Raw genomic sequence first — 16390 nt, forward strand, 5'->3', positions numbered from 1 at the left:
GTAATTCGTCCGGGTTTCCGGGCCAGGACCAGGTCGGCCGATACATCCACCCACTCCGGCGCACCGGCCTCAGGCGATACGCACCTCCGGAATCGTCGACATCAGCCGATCCCACTCCGGATACATCCGCACCTTGCGCTGGTGCAATGCCATGATCTGGGCATTGAGCTCGGGGTCCGGGTCGTCGGAGATATCCGGGCCGATGGCCACCTTCGCGAGATAAGGAATGATCACCGGATCGCCGGCCAGATGCACGGGATCGTGCATGTAGCGCTCCAGCGCCGCCAGGTCCGCGATGCCGACGCAGTACGAGTACGTGTATCCCGATTCCGGATCGCCGAGATCCTGTCCGACGCAGGCGAATTCGACCGATTCCACCGAGGCGGTGCGACGCAGCGTAGCCAGCACCAACTCCTTCTGCTGCTCGGTGACGTCATCGCGGAATCCGAAACGTAGTACGTGCACGATCATGAATCCTCCAGTTTGAACTTACCGGTTCAAAATACAAGTCCTACTAGTACAGTCAAACAACTGAACCCGCAAGTTCAAAGTTGGCCGATTCTCCGATAAGCTCGCACGGTGACTCCACCGACGACCAGCCGCGGACGGATCGACAAGCGGCAAGCAATCCTCGAGGTGGCATTCGAGGTCTTCGCACGTCGCGGCTATGACCAGGCCTGCGTCCAGGAAATCGCCGATGAGGCGGGCGTGGCCAAGCCGACGGTGTACAACCACCTCACCGATAAACCCACGCTGTTGCGGGAAACGATGCGCGCAGCGGCGGATTCGGTCGGGGCGCAGTGCCTGGCCGCGCTCGAACCGCTGCGCGACTCCGGTTCAGGTCCGGGCACCGCGCTCGGCGAGACCGCGTATCGCCTGGTAACGGTATGCGCGGGGCCGCGGGCCACGGCATTACATCGCCTGACCTACGCGCAGCTGGTCACCTTCCCCGAGCTGACCACCGAGATCCTGGACCGTGTGCCGCAGCGGCTGGCCGAGGCACTGGCCGATCGGCTGGCTCGCTACATGCTCGACGGGCGGCTGCGGCACTCCGATCCGGGACGTGCGGCCGAACAACTGCTCGCCTTGCTCACCGGTCCGCTCGAACGGCACAGCAGGCTCGGAACACGCGAGATCACGGACGACACCCTCCGCGATATATCGGACGCGGCCACCGACACGTTCATGCGGGCGTATGGCCCCGGCTCCGCATAGCGACTGCGGGTTCTGAGGTGTGGGCAGGCAAGGCCAGCAGGCACCTTCGAACCCGGCAGATCATTCCGCCTGACTGCCCGCGCGGATGAGCAGGTAGCCGCCCACACCGAGCACCACTGCGCCGATGATCAGGACCGCACCCGCGGCGCCGACCGAACCGTCGGTCCAGTCCCATACGGCTTCGGCGGCGGCGATGGCGAGTGCGGCCGCACCGCCGAGGACGAGCACCCAGGAGCGTTCGGTCAGGTAGAGGGCGAAGCAGAGCACGGCGACCAGGGCGGTGAGCCAGTAAGCGATGGCCATGGTGTCGTATTCGCCGGTGAACTGAGCCCCGAAAACAGCGAGGACCACGGCGATCAGATAGCCGGCCCAGCGTTCGTCGAAGGCGCTGAGGCGAGTCAGCACACCCCAGACGATGCCGAGGAGCAGGACGGCGAGGCCGGGCCAGCCGTCGTGTAGGTCGACCAGGTCCGTCATGACTCCGGGCACGGCGGCGGCGCTGAAGCCCGCGCAGGTGAAGATCCCGATCAGCGAGGGTAAGGCCAGATAGCCGATCACGGCGGCGATCAAGCCGGCGATGCAGGCATACACCCAGGCCGAATCGGTATTGCCGTCCTCGATCGCGGAGCCGACCGTTCCCGCGACGAACGCGGTGGCGAGTGCGAACAGCACGGTGGCGAGCCGGGTTCGGACGGCGGGCACCTGCGCGGCCGCGCCGGGCCGGTCTCGAAGCCGACCGAACAACGCCGACCCCCCGCCTGCGACCGCGACCGCGATCACGGCGAGCACCACCGATATCAGTGCGAGGATCGCGACGCGGCCGGTTCGGGCCAGATCCTCCCATGACGCCGCAAGCACCAGGGCGATCCCGGCGAGCAGCAGCCCCGCACCGGCATAGGCCGCGATCTCGGCGAGCAACCTGGTCCGCGAGTGACGGGCAGGCGGTCCGGCCAGGGCGCCGAGCACGGCGTCCAGCTGCTGCTCGGTGAGCACCCCGGATTCGACCAGTGGGCGCAACGAGGCCGCGTGCGGCCCGCTGTCCTCACCAGCCGGACCGCGTGATGCCGTGCGGCGCGGCGGATCGACGTCATCGCTGGCAAGTGCGACCGCCTCGTGCCGGGCGCGGCGGGCGGATGCGGCGTGATCCCGCTGCACGCCGGTGTCTTCAGTCCGATCGCCCGATGGCGCCGACTCGGCCCGCCCGCTCGGTTCGCCGGAATCGGCAGCCGCATCCGATGCGCCGTGATTGTTGTCGACCACGCGGCCAGTATGTCCGACCCGGCCGCGGTTTCGGCGCTACTGCGACTGCGGATCCGGCTCGCGTGTGACAATCGGCCCCGACCGGGTGAACGGCGGACGGGATGGACCCCATGGATCTCACCGACATTCCCATCATCGACGCGCATATCCACCAGTGGGATCCGCTGTCGACACCGCGTGACTTCAGTGGCCTGGCCCGGCTGTTCAAATACCTGCCGGTGCCGATAGGTGTCGCCATGAAGGTCGCGCCGCAACGTGACCGGGAATTCGTCGGCGACCCGACGCCCTATATGCACCCCTATCTGCCGGCGGACTACCGCACCGACACCGCCGGGCTGACAGTCCGAACCATCGCCCATATCGAGGTCGAATGGACCGGCACCGGACCGCTGGCAAAGGCCGACGAGACCCGGTGGGTGGCCAGCCTGCCGTTCGGCGTCGACACGCCCGCGCTCGGCGCCATTCTCGCCAGTGCCGATCCGGCCGCACCGGGGTTCGCGGCGTTGCTGGACGCACACGCCTCGGCCTCGCCGCTGCTACGTGGCATCCGCACCATGGTCGCGCACCATCCGGACCCCGGCGTCCGCTCGTTCACCAGCACGCCGGGTGATCTGACCGCGCACGCGTTCCTCGAAGGGTTCGCCGAACTGGCCGAGCGTGAGTTGTCGTTCGAGGCGTGGGTGTATGCGCATCAGCTCCCCGATGTGGCCGCGCTTGCCGCCAGGTATCCCGAGGTCACCATCGTGCTGAATCATCTCGGCACACCGGCCGGGATCTTCGGCGCGGTCGGCAAACACACCGGATACAACCCCGGGCATCGGCGCGAATTGTTCATCCGCTGGCGCGAGGAGATCGCCGCCGTCGCGGCCCAACCGAATGCGGTGGCCAAGGTCAGCGGCCTGATGATGCCGATTCTCGGTCACAAGGTGCCCCCGCGCGGAACTGCGACGCCGGTGCCCGAACTACTCGACCGGATCGGGCCCCTGCTGACACATGCGGTGGACTGCTTCGGAGTCGAGCGGCTGGTGTGGGGCTCGAACTTCCCGGTGGACAAGCCGATCACCACCATGGCGGGCAGCGCCGTGGCGGTCGCCACGGCGATCACCGATCATGTCGGCGATACCGGCTGTCTCGACCTGATCTTCCGCGCCAACGCGCAGCGGGTGTATCGCATCGACGGGGACTGATCCACGCCATATCGGTGCTCTGGACCCGAGTTGCCGTGGGCCGAATCGAACCGGTGACGCCGAGCGCATCGTCAGGAGCGGCTCAGGTCGGTATAGCAGGCGGTCAGGGCGCGCAGACCGCTCGCAGCGGTCGGCTCGTCCTCGGCGAGCATCCGTAGTGCGCGGCGCAAGAGCATTGGGTCCAGATCGTCAGGGGCCGAGTGGAATTCGGGAGTGGGCAGCGCGGGCAACTCGAGTTCCGAACCGTAGGGGTCGGTGTCGCCACCGGGACCGCCGCGTTCGACCCCGCCGATGAGTGTGTCCAGCGACAATCCACGCAGCGTGAGCAGATCGCGCGGGTACTCGTCGAGCCGTTCGGCGAGCAGGTAGCACAGCGCGGCGACGTGTTTGCACGGCCAGCCGGGGTCGGGGCAGGTGCAGCCGAAATCCAGGTCGGCGGCGGTCTCGGGCAGCAGATGGGGCGACAGCGCGGTCGGTAGCGCACCGGAGACGATCTGGGCCAGCATGCCTGGCGCGGAACGGATCTCCTCGACCAGCAGCTCGACCTCCTCCGGCCGCAGCAGCCGAATTGTGCAGGTGGCGGTGAACGGACGCGGCTGGCTGCCCTGCACCTCACCGACGACCGCGCCGCGTTCGATCCGATAGCTCACGACCTGCCCCGACCGCGCATAGCTGCGTCCACGGGAGAGCCTGCCGGGCTCGGCCATGCGCTCCACCGCATCGATGAACGCCCGGCCCCACGCAGTGCGGCCGAACGCCCCTCGCCTGCTGCGGGCTTCGACACCACCGGATACCGGCCGGCGCGGACCGAACTCACGAAAATCGACGCGCGGATTCATTCGCCCACCGCTTCCGCACCGAGGGTGAACAGATCCCGCAACTCATCGGTGCTCAACTCGGTGATCCAGTTCTCGCCCGAACCGACCGCGAGATCGGCGAGCTGGCGTTTCCCGCTGATCATTTCGTCGATCCGCTCCTCGATGGTGTCGACGCACACCAGCTTGCGCACCTGGACCGCGCGCTGCTGCCCGATCCGGTAGGCGCGGTCGGTGGCCTGGTTCTCTACGGCCGGATTCCACCAGCGATCCAGGTGCACAACATGATTGGCGGCGGTGAGGTTCAGGCCGGTACCGCCTGCCTTGAGCGAGAGCAGCATCAGCGGCGGGCCGTCGGACTGCTGGAATTCGGCCACCATGGTGTCGCGGCGCTGCTTGCTCACCCCGCCGTGCAGGAACGGGATCCGGGTGCCGAATCGATCGGCCAGATAGGGCGCGATCAATTCACCGAACTCGCGGAACTGGGTGAACATGAGCGCCTTCTCGTCGTCGGCGAGCACCGCGTCCAGCACGTCCTCTACCAGGGCGAGTTTGCCGGAGCGATGGCCGCCGCGGCGCAGCACGGCCGAACCGTCGCCGAGGAAATGCGCCGGATGGTTGCAGACCTGCTTGAGGCGGGTCAGCGCCCCGAGCACCGCACCCTTGCGGGCCATCCCCTTGGCATCGCGGAGCTTGTTCAGCATGTCGTCGACGACGGCCTGGTAGAGCGCGGCCTGCTCGACGGTGAGATTGGCGCGGACGGTCATCTCGAGCTTGTCCGGGAGATCCGCGATGACGGTCGGATCGGTTTTCACGCGGCGCAGCACGAACGGAGAGGTGACGGCGCGGAGCCTGGTGATGGCGTTCTCGTCGCGCTCGCGCTCGATCGGCACGGCGAATCTGGCGCGGAAGGCCTGCGCGCTGCCGAGCAGTTTCGGCATCGCGAAGTCCAGGATCGACCGCAATTCCTCCAGGCGGTTCTCGACCGGTGTGCCGGTCAGCGCCAGCCGGTGCCGTGCGGGCAGTGCCCGCGCCGCCCGCGCCTGCCGGGTGCCCGAGTTCTTGATGTGCTGAGCTTCATCGAGCACCACCCGCTCCCACTCCCGTGCGGCCAGATCCGCTATATCGCGAGTCATCAGGGCATATGTGGTGACGACGAGATCGGCGTCGGCGATGGCGGCGGCCAGCTCATCACCTTTGGCCCGCGCCGGACCGTGATGCACCAGCACCCGCAGATCGGGAGCGAATCGTTCGGCTTCGCGCTGCCAGTTGCCGACCACCGACATCGGGCACACCAGCAGGGTCGGTCCGGGCTCGCCGCCCACGGGGCTCGGCCTGGCTTCGCGTTCGTGCAACAGCATCGCGAGCACCTGGATCGTCTTGCCCAGACCCATATCGTCGGCCAGGATCGCGCCGAGGCCCATCCGGCTCATGGTGGCCAGCCAGGACAGGCCCCGCCCCTGGTACGGGCGCAGCTGCGCCTTCAAACCGATCGGTGCGGGCACCGGCTCATCGGCTGCGGCCGTATCGAACAGCTCGGCCGCCCAGCCGGTGGCGGTGACCTCGGTGACCGGCACCTGGTCGACGCGGGTGGCGGCGATCTCACCGATCATGTCGGCCAAACTCACCTCGGTGCCCTCGGCATGCATGGCGACGTACTCGGCGGCCGCGGCCAGCACCTTGTGGTCGGCCTGCACCCATTCACCGCGCAACTGGACCAGATCGGATTTGGCGCGGACCAGTCGCTGCATCTCGTCCCTGGTCAGCACGGTGTCGCCGAGGGCGAGTTCCCAGCGGTAGGACACCAGGCCCGGCAGCCCGACCGTGCTCTCGGCGGCGGGCACGGCACTGTCCACCCGCAGCCGCATAGTGGGTGCGCTGACGGCCCATGCGCGTGGCAGCAGCAGGCGGATGCCGGCGGCCTGCAAGGCCTGTGCGCCATGGGCCACCAGGTCGATCACCACTTCGGTGGGCAGCAACAGATCCATGCTGCGTGGATCGCCCGGCAGATCACGCAACCGCGGATAGACGCGCTGCGCCTCGCCGAGCCGTTCGACCGCGGTGCGCACCAACTGCGGATCACCATGCAGCGGAACAGAACTCGGTGCCTGCCCGTCCATCCGAAGGCACACTTCGAGACGCCACAGCGCCACCTCGTCGGAGTCGTCGGTGTCAGGTTCGAGCAGGCGCAACACCAGTTCCGTCTCGTCCACGGCGAGGCTGCTGCGCCAGCGTTCCAGCATCTGGGCGGCCTGATGGCTGCCGCCGTCCACCGGGACATCGGCAGTGAGGCCCTGTGCCAGCGGGTGCGGAGACGGACGCGTCTGGATCAACTCGCGGGCGATGGGATCGGTGAGTTCGGTGACCATATCGTCGAGCACCGCCGCCGGCTCGCCGGCCACCCGGAGCGCAGCGGGCATCACGGAGGCGAGTTCGGCCAGCCAGGCCCGCTGCCCCGCTCCGCCTACCAGGCGCCAGCGCGCCCACCACTGCCCATCATCGCGACGCAGTTCGGGCACGACGCGCCCGGCCCGCACCCACCGCTCGACTCCATTGGCGACGTGAGCGAGAAACCGCAGATCAGCGGCAACCGCAGTGGTCGGGAGCCGTTGCCGCAGCGCCGCGGCAGCGGCATCCGGCGCCAATGCGTGGGCGGGTACCCGTTCGCTGCGGACGCCGCCGGCCTCGGCGAGCAGCACCTGCGCACGGTGCCGGAACTTGGCCGTCCGGATGACGTCGCCGAGCAGCCCCGGCACGGTCGCGTCACCGGAGCCCGGGGCAGTGCGGTGGCCTCCGCCCTGGTCGGGCGGGTACCACAGCAGCAGCCCGGATCCCGGAGACCACAGACCGTGCAGCATTCGCCCATCAAATCAGGTGCCACCGACACGCATGCGGCCGTGTGGTCCGCGGCCCCGCCGGCGAGGACCTTACGGCTGATCGCGCTGCGTAGGTGCGCCCGCGACGCGTCGCTCGCCGCCATTGGCCTGCTGCCATTGCCGATAGACGTCGATCGCTTCGTCGCGCGGCTCGTAACGCATGGGCAGGCGGCGACGCTGCCAGGGTTGGGCGAATTCGTCGTAGAAGGTAGCGAGTTCGAAGTATTTACGGTCGTCGACATAGTGCGGCTCGTAGGCTTCGCGAGTGGTGAGGAAGACGACCTCGTCCGGTGAGCAGTAGTAGAGAGCTCCAAGGCACATCGGGCACGGCGAGGCCAGGATGTAGATCGTGGCGCCCATCAGGTGTTCGGTGCCGAGTTTCGTGCAGGCTTCGCGGATTGCGAGGATCTCGGCGTGGGCGGTGGGGTCGTTTGTCTGGGCAACCTTGTTCGGGCTTTCGGCCAGGATCTGGCCGTCCTTGACGATGACGGTGGCGAAGGGGCGTCCACCTTCGGCGACGTTGCGCCGCGCCAATTCGATGGTGTGTTGGGCGTATTCCATTACTTTCTCCTTCACAGTCGTATGTTTTCCAGGGATTCACAGTGCGCTTTTGGCGAGCAGTGTCAGCACTGCCGCGACCACCGCGAGCGCGACTGCGCCCGCTCCCCACGCAACGCCGGCCCGATGCCACGGGCGATCATGATCCAACGACATCATGTGTTGTTCCTTGTCGTACGTTTTCGATCAGCGCTCATCCGCATTCGCAGTGGGCTGATTGTTTCCATCGGAATATTCAGCTCGCCGCGTCGATCAGGGCGACGACGTCGTCGAAGCCCCTCCTGTCGGCCAGATCACGCGGCGAAGTGCCGTCGCGTCGGGAATCGTGACGGCCGCCCCGGCATCGATGAGCAGGCGGACCGTCAGGCATCGCCATTCACCCTCTCGCGCTCCGATCCTGGGGTGTGGTAAGGCCGCTGATGGGCACCCAGGTCTGGTCCACTAGCTGTGTCGATATATCCAGACTGCGTGTCGTTGGCTATTGCGTCCAATATCGGAAAACCATCCTGGCAATAGGTGACATCAATAGTCGGAGGGTGGCGATCTACGCCCGTTCGGGCGAACGGGCCTACAGGGACGGCCTGGTTGTGGTCGCCGCTTCGGGGGTTTCCCGAAGCCGTTGCCGCTCATCCACAGCGGCTGCTGGTGCTGCACGGCGGCCGTGTCGCCGCCGGCGACTCGCGCTAGTCGCCGGGCCGGCGCACCGATTGCAGCCGTTGCCCCAGATCCGTCACTCCAGGCTATGGGTGTCACCGGTATCGCGGACTCGGGTCGCGATGGTGGGGCCGCCGCGCCGATGGCATCGGGGCAACGACCGTCGACTGAGGTCTGGTGCACCACTCGACCTGGGTGTACATTAATGCTTGGACGTCCAACTATTGGATGCCCGTAGATCTGTGCATGCGCCGCATGTCGCCACCGCCAAACACCACCTGAGGACAGGATTCGCATGGTTCGTGAGCTCACCCACTTCATCGGCGGACAGCAGGTCCCCGGCACCTCCGGCCGCTTCGGTGATGTGTTCGATCCCAATATCGGCCAGGTACAGGCCAGGGTTCCGCTGGCCACAACCGCCGAGGTGGAGGTGGCGATCGCGAACGCCGCCGCCGCGCAGCCGGAATGGGCCGCGTTCAACCCGCAGAAGCGGGCGCGGGTCCTGATGAAGTTCCTGACCCTGGTGCAGGACGAGATGGATTCGCTTGCGGCGCTGCTGTCGAGCGAGCACGGCAAAACCCTCGCCGACGCCAAGGGTGACATTCAGCGCGGACTCGAGGTGATCGAGTTCTCGACCGGCATCCCGCACCTGCTCAAGGGCGAGTACACCGAGAGCGCGGGCACCGGCATCGACGTCTACTCGATGCGCCAGCCGCTCGGCGTCGTCGCGGGCATCACGCCGTTCAACTTCCCGGCCATGATCCCGCTGTGGAAGGCAGGTCCCGCGCTGGCCTGCGGTAATGCCTTCATCCTCAAGCCGTCCGAGCGTGATCCCTCGGTTCCGCTGCGGCTGGCCGAGCTATTCCTGGAGGCGGGGCTGCCCGCCGGCGTGTTCAACGTCGTCAACGGTGACAAGGAAGCGGTGGATGCGATTCTGCACGATCCGCGCATCCAGGCCGTCGGCTTCGTCGGCTCCACCCCGATCGCCCAGTACATCTACGAGACCGCCACCGCCAACGGCAAGCGGGCCCAGTGCTTCGGTGGCGCCAAGAATCACGCCATCGTGATGCCGGACGCCGATCTCGACGACGTCGCCGACCAGCTCATCGGCGCGGGCTACGGTTCCGCGGGCGAGCGCTGCATGGCCATTTCGGTGGCCGTGCCCGTGGGCGAGGAGACCGCCGACCGGCTCGTCGCCAAGCTCACCGAGCGGGTGCACAAGCTCAACGTCGGCCGCTCCGATGATCCGGGCGTCGATTTCGGCCCACTGGTCGGCCGCGACGGTCTGGACCGGGTGAACAACTACGTCCAGATCGGTATCGACGAGGGCGCCGAGTTGGTGGTGGACGGCCGCGGCCTGACCGTCGACGGCGCCGAGGACGGCTACTTCGTCGGCGCGACCCTGTTCGACAAGGTCACCCCCGAGATGCGCATCTACACCGAGGAGATCTTCGGTCCGGTGCTCAGCGTCGTGCGCGCACACGACTACGAGGAGGGTCTGCGCCTGGCCAGCGAGCACGAATTCGGCAACGGCGTCGCGATCTTCACCCGCGACGGCGACACCGCCCGTGATTTCGCAGCCCGCGTCCAGGTGGGCATGGTCGGCATCAACGTCCCGATCCCGGTGCCCATCGCCTACCACACCTTCGGTGGCTGGAAGCGGTCCGGATTCGGCGATCTGAACCAGCACGGCCCGGATTCGATCCGCTTCTACACCAAGACCAAGACCGTCACCCAGCGCTGGCCGAAGGGTCTGAAGGAGAACGCGGACCACTTCGTCATCCCGACGATGGACTGAGGCGATGTTCACCCTGAACTCCGATGAAAGGGCGATCCGCGAGACCGCGCGGGATTTCGCCGACGAGTTCCTGGCCCCGCACGCGCTCGAATGGGACGAGCACATGCACTTCCCGATCGAGGTGCTGCGCAAATCCGGTTCGGTCGGCCTCGGCGGCATCTATGTCGCCGAGGACGTGGGCGGGTCGGCGCTGCGCAGGCTGGATGCGGTGCGCATCTTCGAGGAGCTGGCCACCGGCTGTCCCGCGGTCGCCGCCTATATCTCCATCCACAATATGGCCGCGTGGATGATCGACGCATACGGTGACGATGCGCAGCGGTTCCGCTGGTTGCCCGGTATGACGTCGATGGAGATCCTCGGCAGTTATGCGCTCACCGAACCAGGTGTCGGGTCGGACGCGGCGGCGTTGACCACCAAAGCGGTCCGTGACGGCGACGATTACATCCTCAATGGCGTCAAGCAGTTCATCTCCGGCGCGGGCGCCAACGATGTGTACGTGATGATGGTGCGCACCGGAGACGATGGGGCACGCGGCATCTCGGCGCTGATCGTCCCGGCCGACACCCCTGGTCTCACGGTCGGCCCGAATGAGAAGAAGATGGGCTGGAAGGCACAGCCGACGCGGCAGGTGATCCTCACCGACGCCCGCGTCCCGGTGGCCAACCGGCTCGGCGCCGAGGGGGACGGCTTCCGTATCGCCATGAACGGTCTCAACGGCGGCAGGCTCAATATCGCGGCCTGTTCGGTCGGCGGCGCGCAGGCGGCGCTGGACAAAACCGTGCCGTACCTGGCTCAACGTCAGGCATTCGGCGCGCCGCTGTTGAAGAATCCGGCGTTGCAGTTCGACCTGGCCGATATGCGCACGCAACTGGAGGCCGCGCGGACCCTGCTGTGGCGAGCCGCCGCTGCCCTCGATGCCGATGACGCCGACAAGGTCGAGCTCTGCGCGATGGCAAAGCGGTTCGCCACCGACGCGGGCTTCGACGTCGCCAACAAGGCTCTACAGCTGCACGGTGGCTACGGCTACCTCGCCGAGTACGGTCTGGAGAAAATCGTCCGGGATCTGCGGGTGCATCAGATCCTCGAGGGCACCAACGAAATCATGCGGGTGGTCGTCGCCCGGTCGATGACCTCGACCGCCCGCGGGGCAGGAGCAGCGTGAGTATGAGTCAGGAACCCGAAGTCCTGATCGAGAAACGTGATGGGCTCGGCGTCATCACCCTGAACCGGCCGAAGGCCATCAATGCGCTGAATCATCCGATGGTGCTCACCATCACCGAGGCGCTGCGGGCCTGGGCCGACGATCCGCAGGTACACACCGTCGTGCTCACCGGTGCGGGGGAACGCGGGTTGTGCGCGGGCGGCGATATCGTCGCCATTCACAACGATGCCAAGAGCGCACAACAGGATTCGAGCTCGACACGCACCGGCGCCGAATCCGCATCTGGCCGGTTCTGGCGCGACGAGTACATCCTGAACGCGTTGATCGGCCGGTTCCCCAAGCCCTATGTCGCGATCATGGACGGCATAGTCATGGGTGGTGGCGTCGGATTGTCCGGGCATGCCGGGCATCGGATCGTCACCGAGCGCTCCATGATCGGTATGCCCGAGGTCGGGATCGGGTTCGTGCCGGACGTCGGTGGCACCTATCTGCTGGCTCGCACCCCCGGCGAGCTCGGCACGCACGTCGCGCTCACCACCGCGCGCATGCGTGCGGGCGACGCCATCGCCGCCGGTTTCGCCGACTATTTCATTCCTTCCGAGCACATCCCGGCGCTGCTCGAGACCTTGCGCTCGGAGACCGCCGATATCGCGATCGCCAAGTTCGCCACGGCCGCACCTGAATCGGAGCTGCTGACCCAGCGGGACTGGATCGACGCCTGCTATGGTGCCGACACCGTCGAACAGATCGTTGGCCGGTTGCGCACGCACGGCCCGCAGGCCGAGGCCGCTGCGGCCGAACTGCTGTCGAAATCGCCGGTTTCGCTGAAGGTCACGCTGCGCTCACTGCGTTCGGCCCGCCGAGCCGACTCACTCGAGACCGTGCTGAACGAGGAGTATCGCGTCTCGATCGCCACGCTCGGCTCCCACGACCTGGTCGAGGGTATTCGTGCGCAGGTGATCGATAAGGACCGTAACCCGCAGTGGTCGCCCGCCACCCTCGAGTCGGTGACCGACGAGCAGGTCGCGGCGTATTTCACCGAATTGGGTGACCAGGAACTGGGTTTGACCGCCCCGACCCCGGAGGGACAGCTGTGAACGAGCCTGCCCGCAAGACGATCGGCTTTCTCGGCCTCGGCCACATGGGTGAGCCGATGGCCGCCAATCTGGTGCGCGCCGGATACGACGTGCACGCCTTCGACCCGATGCCCGCCGCCAAGGAGACCGCACGTGCAGCGGGGATCCAGATGGTCGACACCGGCATCGCGGCCGCCACCGACCGCGACATCGTGATCACCATGCTGACCAACGGCAAACTGGTCCGCGACGTCTACGCCGAACTGCTGCCCGCGGCCCGGCCGAACACGCTGTTCATCGACTGTTCGACCATCGACGTCGCCGATGCCAAAGCGGCCGCCGAGATGGCGACCGCTGCCGGTCATCGCGCCCTGGACGCCCCGGTGTCCGGCGGTGTCGCCGGCGCCGCCGCGGGCACGCTGACCTTCATGGTCGGTGGCGGGGAGGCCGATTTCGCCGAGGCCTTGCCGATCCTCGACGTCATGGGCGGCAAGGTGGTGCACTGCGGGGCGAGCGGCGTCGGCCAGGTCGCCAAGATCTGCAACAACATGCTGCTCGGCATCTCGATGATCGGTTTGTCCGAGGCGCTGGTGCTGGGGGAGAAGCTGGGGCTGAGCCACCAGTCGTTCTTCGATGTGGTGTCCAAGGCTTCCGGTCAGAGCTGGTCGCTCACCAGCTACTGTCCGGTCCCCGGCCCGGTGCCGACCAGCCCGGCCAATAACGACTACGAACCCGGATTCGCCACCGCGCTCATGAACAAGGATCTCGGCCTCGCCGCGAATGCCCTGCGCACCAATGGTGTCGATGGTCAGCTCGGTCTGCTGGCCGCACAGATCTACGAGCGGTTCAACCAGTCGGCGGCGGGCAAGGACTTCTCCGCTATCGTCACCGACGTCCGTAAACGATCCGAGCAAGAGGGTGCATGAAATGGAAGCATCGCGGAGCGATTCCGTGAGGGGTGGCGGCCGGGAGACGGGCGGGTGCGAATTCGAGACGATTCTGCTGGAGCGCAAGGGCCGGGTCGGCCTGATCACGCTGAACCGCCCGAAGGCGCTGAACGCCCTCAATGCGCAGGTCCTCGATGATGTCATCGCCGCACTCGACGAACTCGAGAACGACAACGAGATCGGCGCGGTCGTCATCACCGGCTCCGAGAAGGCCTTCGCTGCGGGCGCCGACATCAAGGAAATGCAGCCCCAGTCGTACATGGACATGTTCATGAACGACTTCTTCGCCCGCTGGGACCGCCTGGCCGCGTTCCGTAAGCCCACCATCGCCGCCGTCGCCGGATACGCGCTCGGCGGCGGCTGTGAGCTGGCGATGATCTGCGACATCCTGATCGCGGCCGATACCGCCAAGTTCGGCCAGCCCGAGATCAAGCTCGGCGTCATCCCCGGTATCGGCGGTTCGCAGCGGCTGACCCGGGCGATCGGCAAGGCCAAGGCCATGGACCTGGTGCTCACCGGCCGCACTATGGATGTCGAGGAGGCTGAACGGGCCGGGCTGGTCTCGCGCATCGTGCCCGCTGCCGAACTACTCGACACCGCGCTCGAGGTGGCCGACACCATCGCGTCCATGTCGCTGCCGGTCGCCATGATCGCCAAGGAATCGGTGAACCGGTCTTTCGAAACCACGCTGGCCGAGGGCTTGCGGTTCGAGCGGCGGGTCTTCCACTCGCTGTTCGCCATCGAAGATCAGAAGGAAGGCATGTCCGCCTTCGTGGAGAAGCGGCAGGCGAAGTTCACCAACCGCTGATCAGTGCGGTCCCGCTCAGTTCTCGGAGCTGGGCGGGATACCCGCGATTTCCATCGGAGTCGGGGCGGTCCCTCCCTCCGAGGGCCGCGCCGATTCGTCGTTGACGGTGAGCAGTCCCGCAATGGTGGCACCGAGCCCGACGGTCACCGCGAGGGCCGCGACGAGTTTGCGACGGCCCACCGAGCCGCTGGCCAGACTCTGCGACAGTGCCCCGTTGCGCAGCCGCTGTGTCCGGATCTCCGCGGCCGGACGTTCCGCGGCCAACAGGACCGCACCGCGCGCCGATACGCATTCGGGTTCGGGGTCGTAGACGATCGGGAGACCGACCAGCGTCTCGAGTTCGGCGCGCAGGTTCGGATTCCGAGTACACCCGCCCAGCAGCACCATCGCGGCCGGTCGGACCCCGGCCTCTTCGCCGATCTGGCGGACGAACGAGGCCGAATGGTGGATGCCCGCGGCGCACAGTTCCGCGAGATCACTGCGGGTGACCACGGCACGTTCGTCGGTGCCCGGATCCATCGCGGTGACCACTCGCGCGCTGCTGAGTGCTTCGCGGTGCTTGCGGATGGTCGGCTTGTCGGTCAGCACGCCGCCGCGGGCCAGCTGCCAGCGCAGCAGGGCGTCATAGCCGTCGCCGCCGAGGACCGTGCTGCGCCTGCCTGCCAGCACCGTATCGGTGCGGCAGTCGATATGGGTGATGGTGAGCCCGGAGCTGCCGAGGTCGTAGAGGATGGCGGTGCCGGAATCGGGCAATGCCCCGGTGAAACGCAGGTAGCGCAGCTGAGCAAGCGGCTCGTCGACGACGGTGAGATCACTACCGCCCGCGGCGGCCCTGATGCTGTCGGCGTGCAGTGCGCACCGGCAGGTCACCGCGATACGGGTGATCAATTCGTCGCGGCGGGCGGCGGCGGCCCGCATCCGGCGGATCGCCTCGAAAACTGCCTCTTCGATCCCTGCACCGGCCCGGCGTGGCACCTGGCATCGGTCGATGGGATCCAGATGGGGTTGGTCGGAGTGGGTGAGCATGGCGCGCGCACCGCAGGCACCCGCCGACACCCCGAGGACCAGCACCATGGAGTCCATGGTGGACCACAGGTCCGTTCTTGCCAAGGCGGTCGGTCGCGAAATTCGCTACTTGGATGCCGGAACGTTACTCAGCGGATGCCTCGGAGGAGTAATGGACCGTGTGGTTTTCACCGTTTGCACTACTTGGGCGTTTCGCGCGGTTTGTCGTTGTGACGACTCACGAGTCGGCGGCGCTCCAGCGGGCGGGTTCCTCGCCGGTGTCGAAGTCGCCCGCGGTATGCCGGAATTCCGCCAGCAGTTGCAGCAGCGTGTGCAGCCGGTCCGGGGGGAGACCCGGGCGGGCGAAGACCTCGCCGTTGAGTCGCTCGGTGGCCTTGGCGACCACTTCCCTTCCCGCGTCGGTGATTTCGATGAGCGTGGCGCGGCGGTCGCTCGGATGCGGTACTCGGACCACTAATCCGGCGGACTCCAGCCGGTCGACGGTATTGGTGACGCTGGTCGGATGCACTTGCAGCCTGGCGCTCGCCTTGGCCATCGGTAGAGCGCCGGTCTTACTGAAACTCAGCAACATGAGCAGTTCGTAGCGGGAGAACGTCAACCCGGTGGGCTTCAATGCCTCGTCCACCCGAGACATCACGATCTGCTGTGCCCGCACCAGCGAGGTCACCGCCGCCATACCATCGGCTACCGCGCCCCAGCCGTGGCCGACCCACTGACGGTGGGCCTCCTGGATCGGGTCGAGCGGTAGCGGACGTGACCTGGACATGGATCCGATCATTCCATGCGCCCATTCCTGGGCCGCCTCGCCGCGGCCGGCACATTGAAATCAGGGTGATCGCAACGCTGGGCGAGCCGGATCGTGCCGGGCACTATCGGTAGGTGAGGCGGGCGTGGCTGAGTGGTTCAGGCAACGGTCTGCAAAGCCGTTCACGCGGGTTCGATTCCCGCCGCTCGCTCCATGCGTCGCCTCGGTGCCTCGCCCGGTTCCGTCACTGCCGGGCGGGGCGC

14 protein-coding genes and 1 tRNA gene are annotated in these 16390 nt (G+C 67.1%); 8 read left to right on the forward strand and 7 right to left on the reverse strand.

What is annotated here, in order from left to right:
* Positions 1-69: 69 nt before the first annotated feature.
* Positions 70-471: a Dabb family protein gene (locus GV792_RS21115; protein ID WP_163826013.1), complete on the reverse strand. Its 402-nt coding sequence runs from the start codon at positions 469-471 to the stop codon at positions 70-72.
* Positions 472-579: 108 nt separating this feature from the next.
* Here GV792_RS21115 and GV792_RS21120 point away from each other — a divergent pair, with 108 nt between their 5' ends.
* On the forward strand, positions 580-1215 hold the full coding sequence (locus GV792_RS21120; RefSeq protein WP_309138578.1) for a TetR/AcrR family transcriptional regulator: 636 nt from the start codon (positions 580-582) through the stop codon (positions 1213-1215).
* A gap of 60 nt (positions 1216-1275) precedes the next feature.
* Here GV792_RS21120 and GV792_RS21125 read toward each other — a convergent pair whose 3' ends face one another.
* Complete coding sequence (locus GV792_RS21125) at positions 1276-2475, reverse strand: DUF2157 domain-containing protein (protein WP_163826014.1); 1200 nt, start codon at positions 2473-2475, stop codon at positions 1276-1278.
* 110 nt (positions 2476-2585) lie between these two features.
* Here GV792_RS21125 and GV792_RS21130 point away from each other — a divergent pair, with 110 nt between their 5' ends.
* Positions 2586-3662: an amidohydrolase family protein gene (locus tag GV792_RS21130; protein WP_163826015.1), complete on the forward strand. Its 1077-nt coding sequence runs from the start codon at positions 2586-2588 to the stop codon at positions 3660-3662.
* Between the two features lie 71 nt (positions 3663-3733).
* Here the strand turns inward: GV792_RS21130 and GV792_RS21135 are convergent, their stop codons facing one another.
* The 3 genes from GV792_RS21135 to GV792_RS21145 form a co-directional block, all read right to left on the reverse strand.
* Positions 3734-4501: an SWIM zinc finger family protein gene (locus GV792_RS21135; protein WP_163826016.1), complete on the reverse strand. Its 768-nt coding sequence runs from the start codon at positions 4499-4501 to the stop codon at positions 3734-3736.
* Positions 4498-7335 (reverse strand): DEAD/DEAH box helicase, encoded by a 2838-nt coding sequence (locus GV792_RS21140; protein ID WP_163826017.1) that lies wholly within the window; start codon positions 7333-7335, stop codon positions 4498-4500. The genes GV792_RS21135 and GV792_RS21140 overlap by 4 nt, the downstream gene beginning before the upstream one ends.
* A 69-nt stretch (positions 7336-7404) precedes the next feature.
* Positions 7405-7914, reverse strand: coding sequence for a nucleoside deaminase (locus GV792_RS21145; protein WP_163826018.1), 510 nt, complete (start codon positions 7912-7914; stop codon positions 7405-7407).
* A gap of 946 nt (positions 7915-8860) precedes the next feature.
* Here GV792_RS21145 and GV792_RS21150 point away from each other — a divergent pair.
* The 5 genes from GV792_RS21150 to GV792_RS21170 are packed head-to-tail and all read left to right on the forward strand — an operon-like array spanning position 8861 to position 14356.
* A complete protein-coding gene (locus GV792_RS21150) occupies positions 8861-10363 on the forward strand; it encodes a CoA-acylating methylmalonate-semialdehyde dehydrogenase (protein WP_163826019.1) in 1503 nt (500 codons plus the stop codon).
* 4 nt (positions 10364-10367) lie between these two features.
* Positions 10368-11525, forward strand: a complete 1158-nt coding sequence (locus GV792_RS21155) for an acyl-CoA dehydrogenase family protein (protein WP_163826020.1) — start codon at positions 10368-10370, stop codon at positions 11523-11525.
* 2 nt (positions 11526-11527) lie between these two features.
* The gene (locus GV792_RS21160; protein ID WP_163826059.1) at positions 11528-12622 is read left to right on the forward strand and encodes an enoyl-CoA hydratase/isomerase family protein; all 1095 of its coding nucleotides are present in this window, start codon (positions 11528-11530) and stop codon (positions 12620-12622) included.
* A complete protein-coding gene (mmsB, locus tag GV792_RS21165; protein ID WP_163826021.1) occupies positions 12619-13527 on the forward strand; it encodes a 3-hydroxyisobutyrate dehydrogenase in 909 nt (302 codons plus the stop codon). Before GV792_RS21160 ends, mmsB begins: the two co-directional genes overlap by 4 nt.
* Before the next feature lies 1 nt (position 13528).
* Positions 13529-14356, forward strand: coding sequence for an enoyl-CoA hydratase (locus GV792_RS21170; protein ID WP_163826022.1), 828 nt, complete (start codon positions 13529-13531; stop codon positions 14354-14356).
* A gap of 15 nt (positions 14357-14371) precedes the next feature.
* Here GV792_RS21170 and GV792_RS21175 read toward each other — a convergent pair whose 3' ends face one another.
* Entirely contained in the window at positions 14372-15430 is a 1059-nt protein-coding gene (locus GV792_RS21175) for a hypothetical protein (RefSeq protein WP_175583080.1), read from the reverse strand.
* A gap of 169 nt (positions 15431-15599) precedes the next feature.
* Positions 15600-16148: a MarR family winged helix-turn-helix transcriptional regulator gene (locus tag GV792_RS21180; protein ID WP_163826024.1), complete on the reverse strand. Its 549-nt coding sequence runs from the start codon at positions 16146-16148 to the stop codon at positions 15600-15602.
* A gap of 118 nt (positions 16149-16266) precedes the next feature.
* Between GV792_RS21180 and GV792_RS21185 the strand changes: the two genes are divergently transcribed.
* A tRNA-Cys gene (locus GV792_RS21185) sits at positions 16267-16341 on the forward strand.
* The last annotated feature ends 49 nt before the right edge of the window (positions 16342-16390 follow it).

Origin of the sequence: Nocardia cyriacigeorgica (assembly GCF_010868145.1) — a bacterium.
In the GTDB taxonomy this organism is placed as follows: domain Bacteria; phylum Actinomycetota; class Actinomycetes; order Mycobacteriales; family Mycobacteriaceae; genus Nocardia; species Nocardia cyriacigeorgica_D.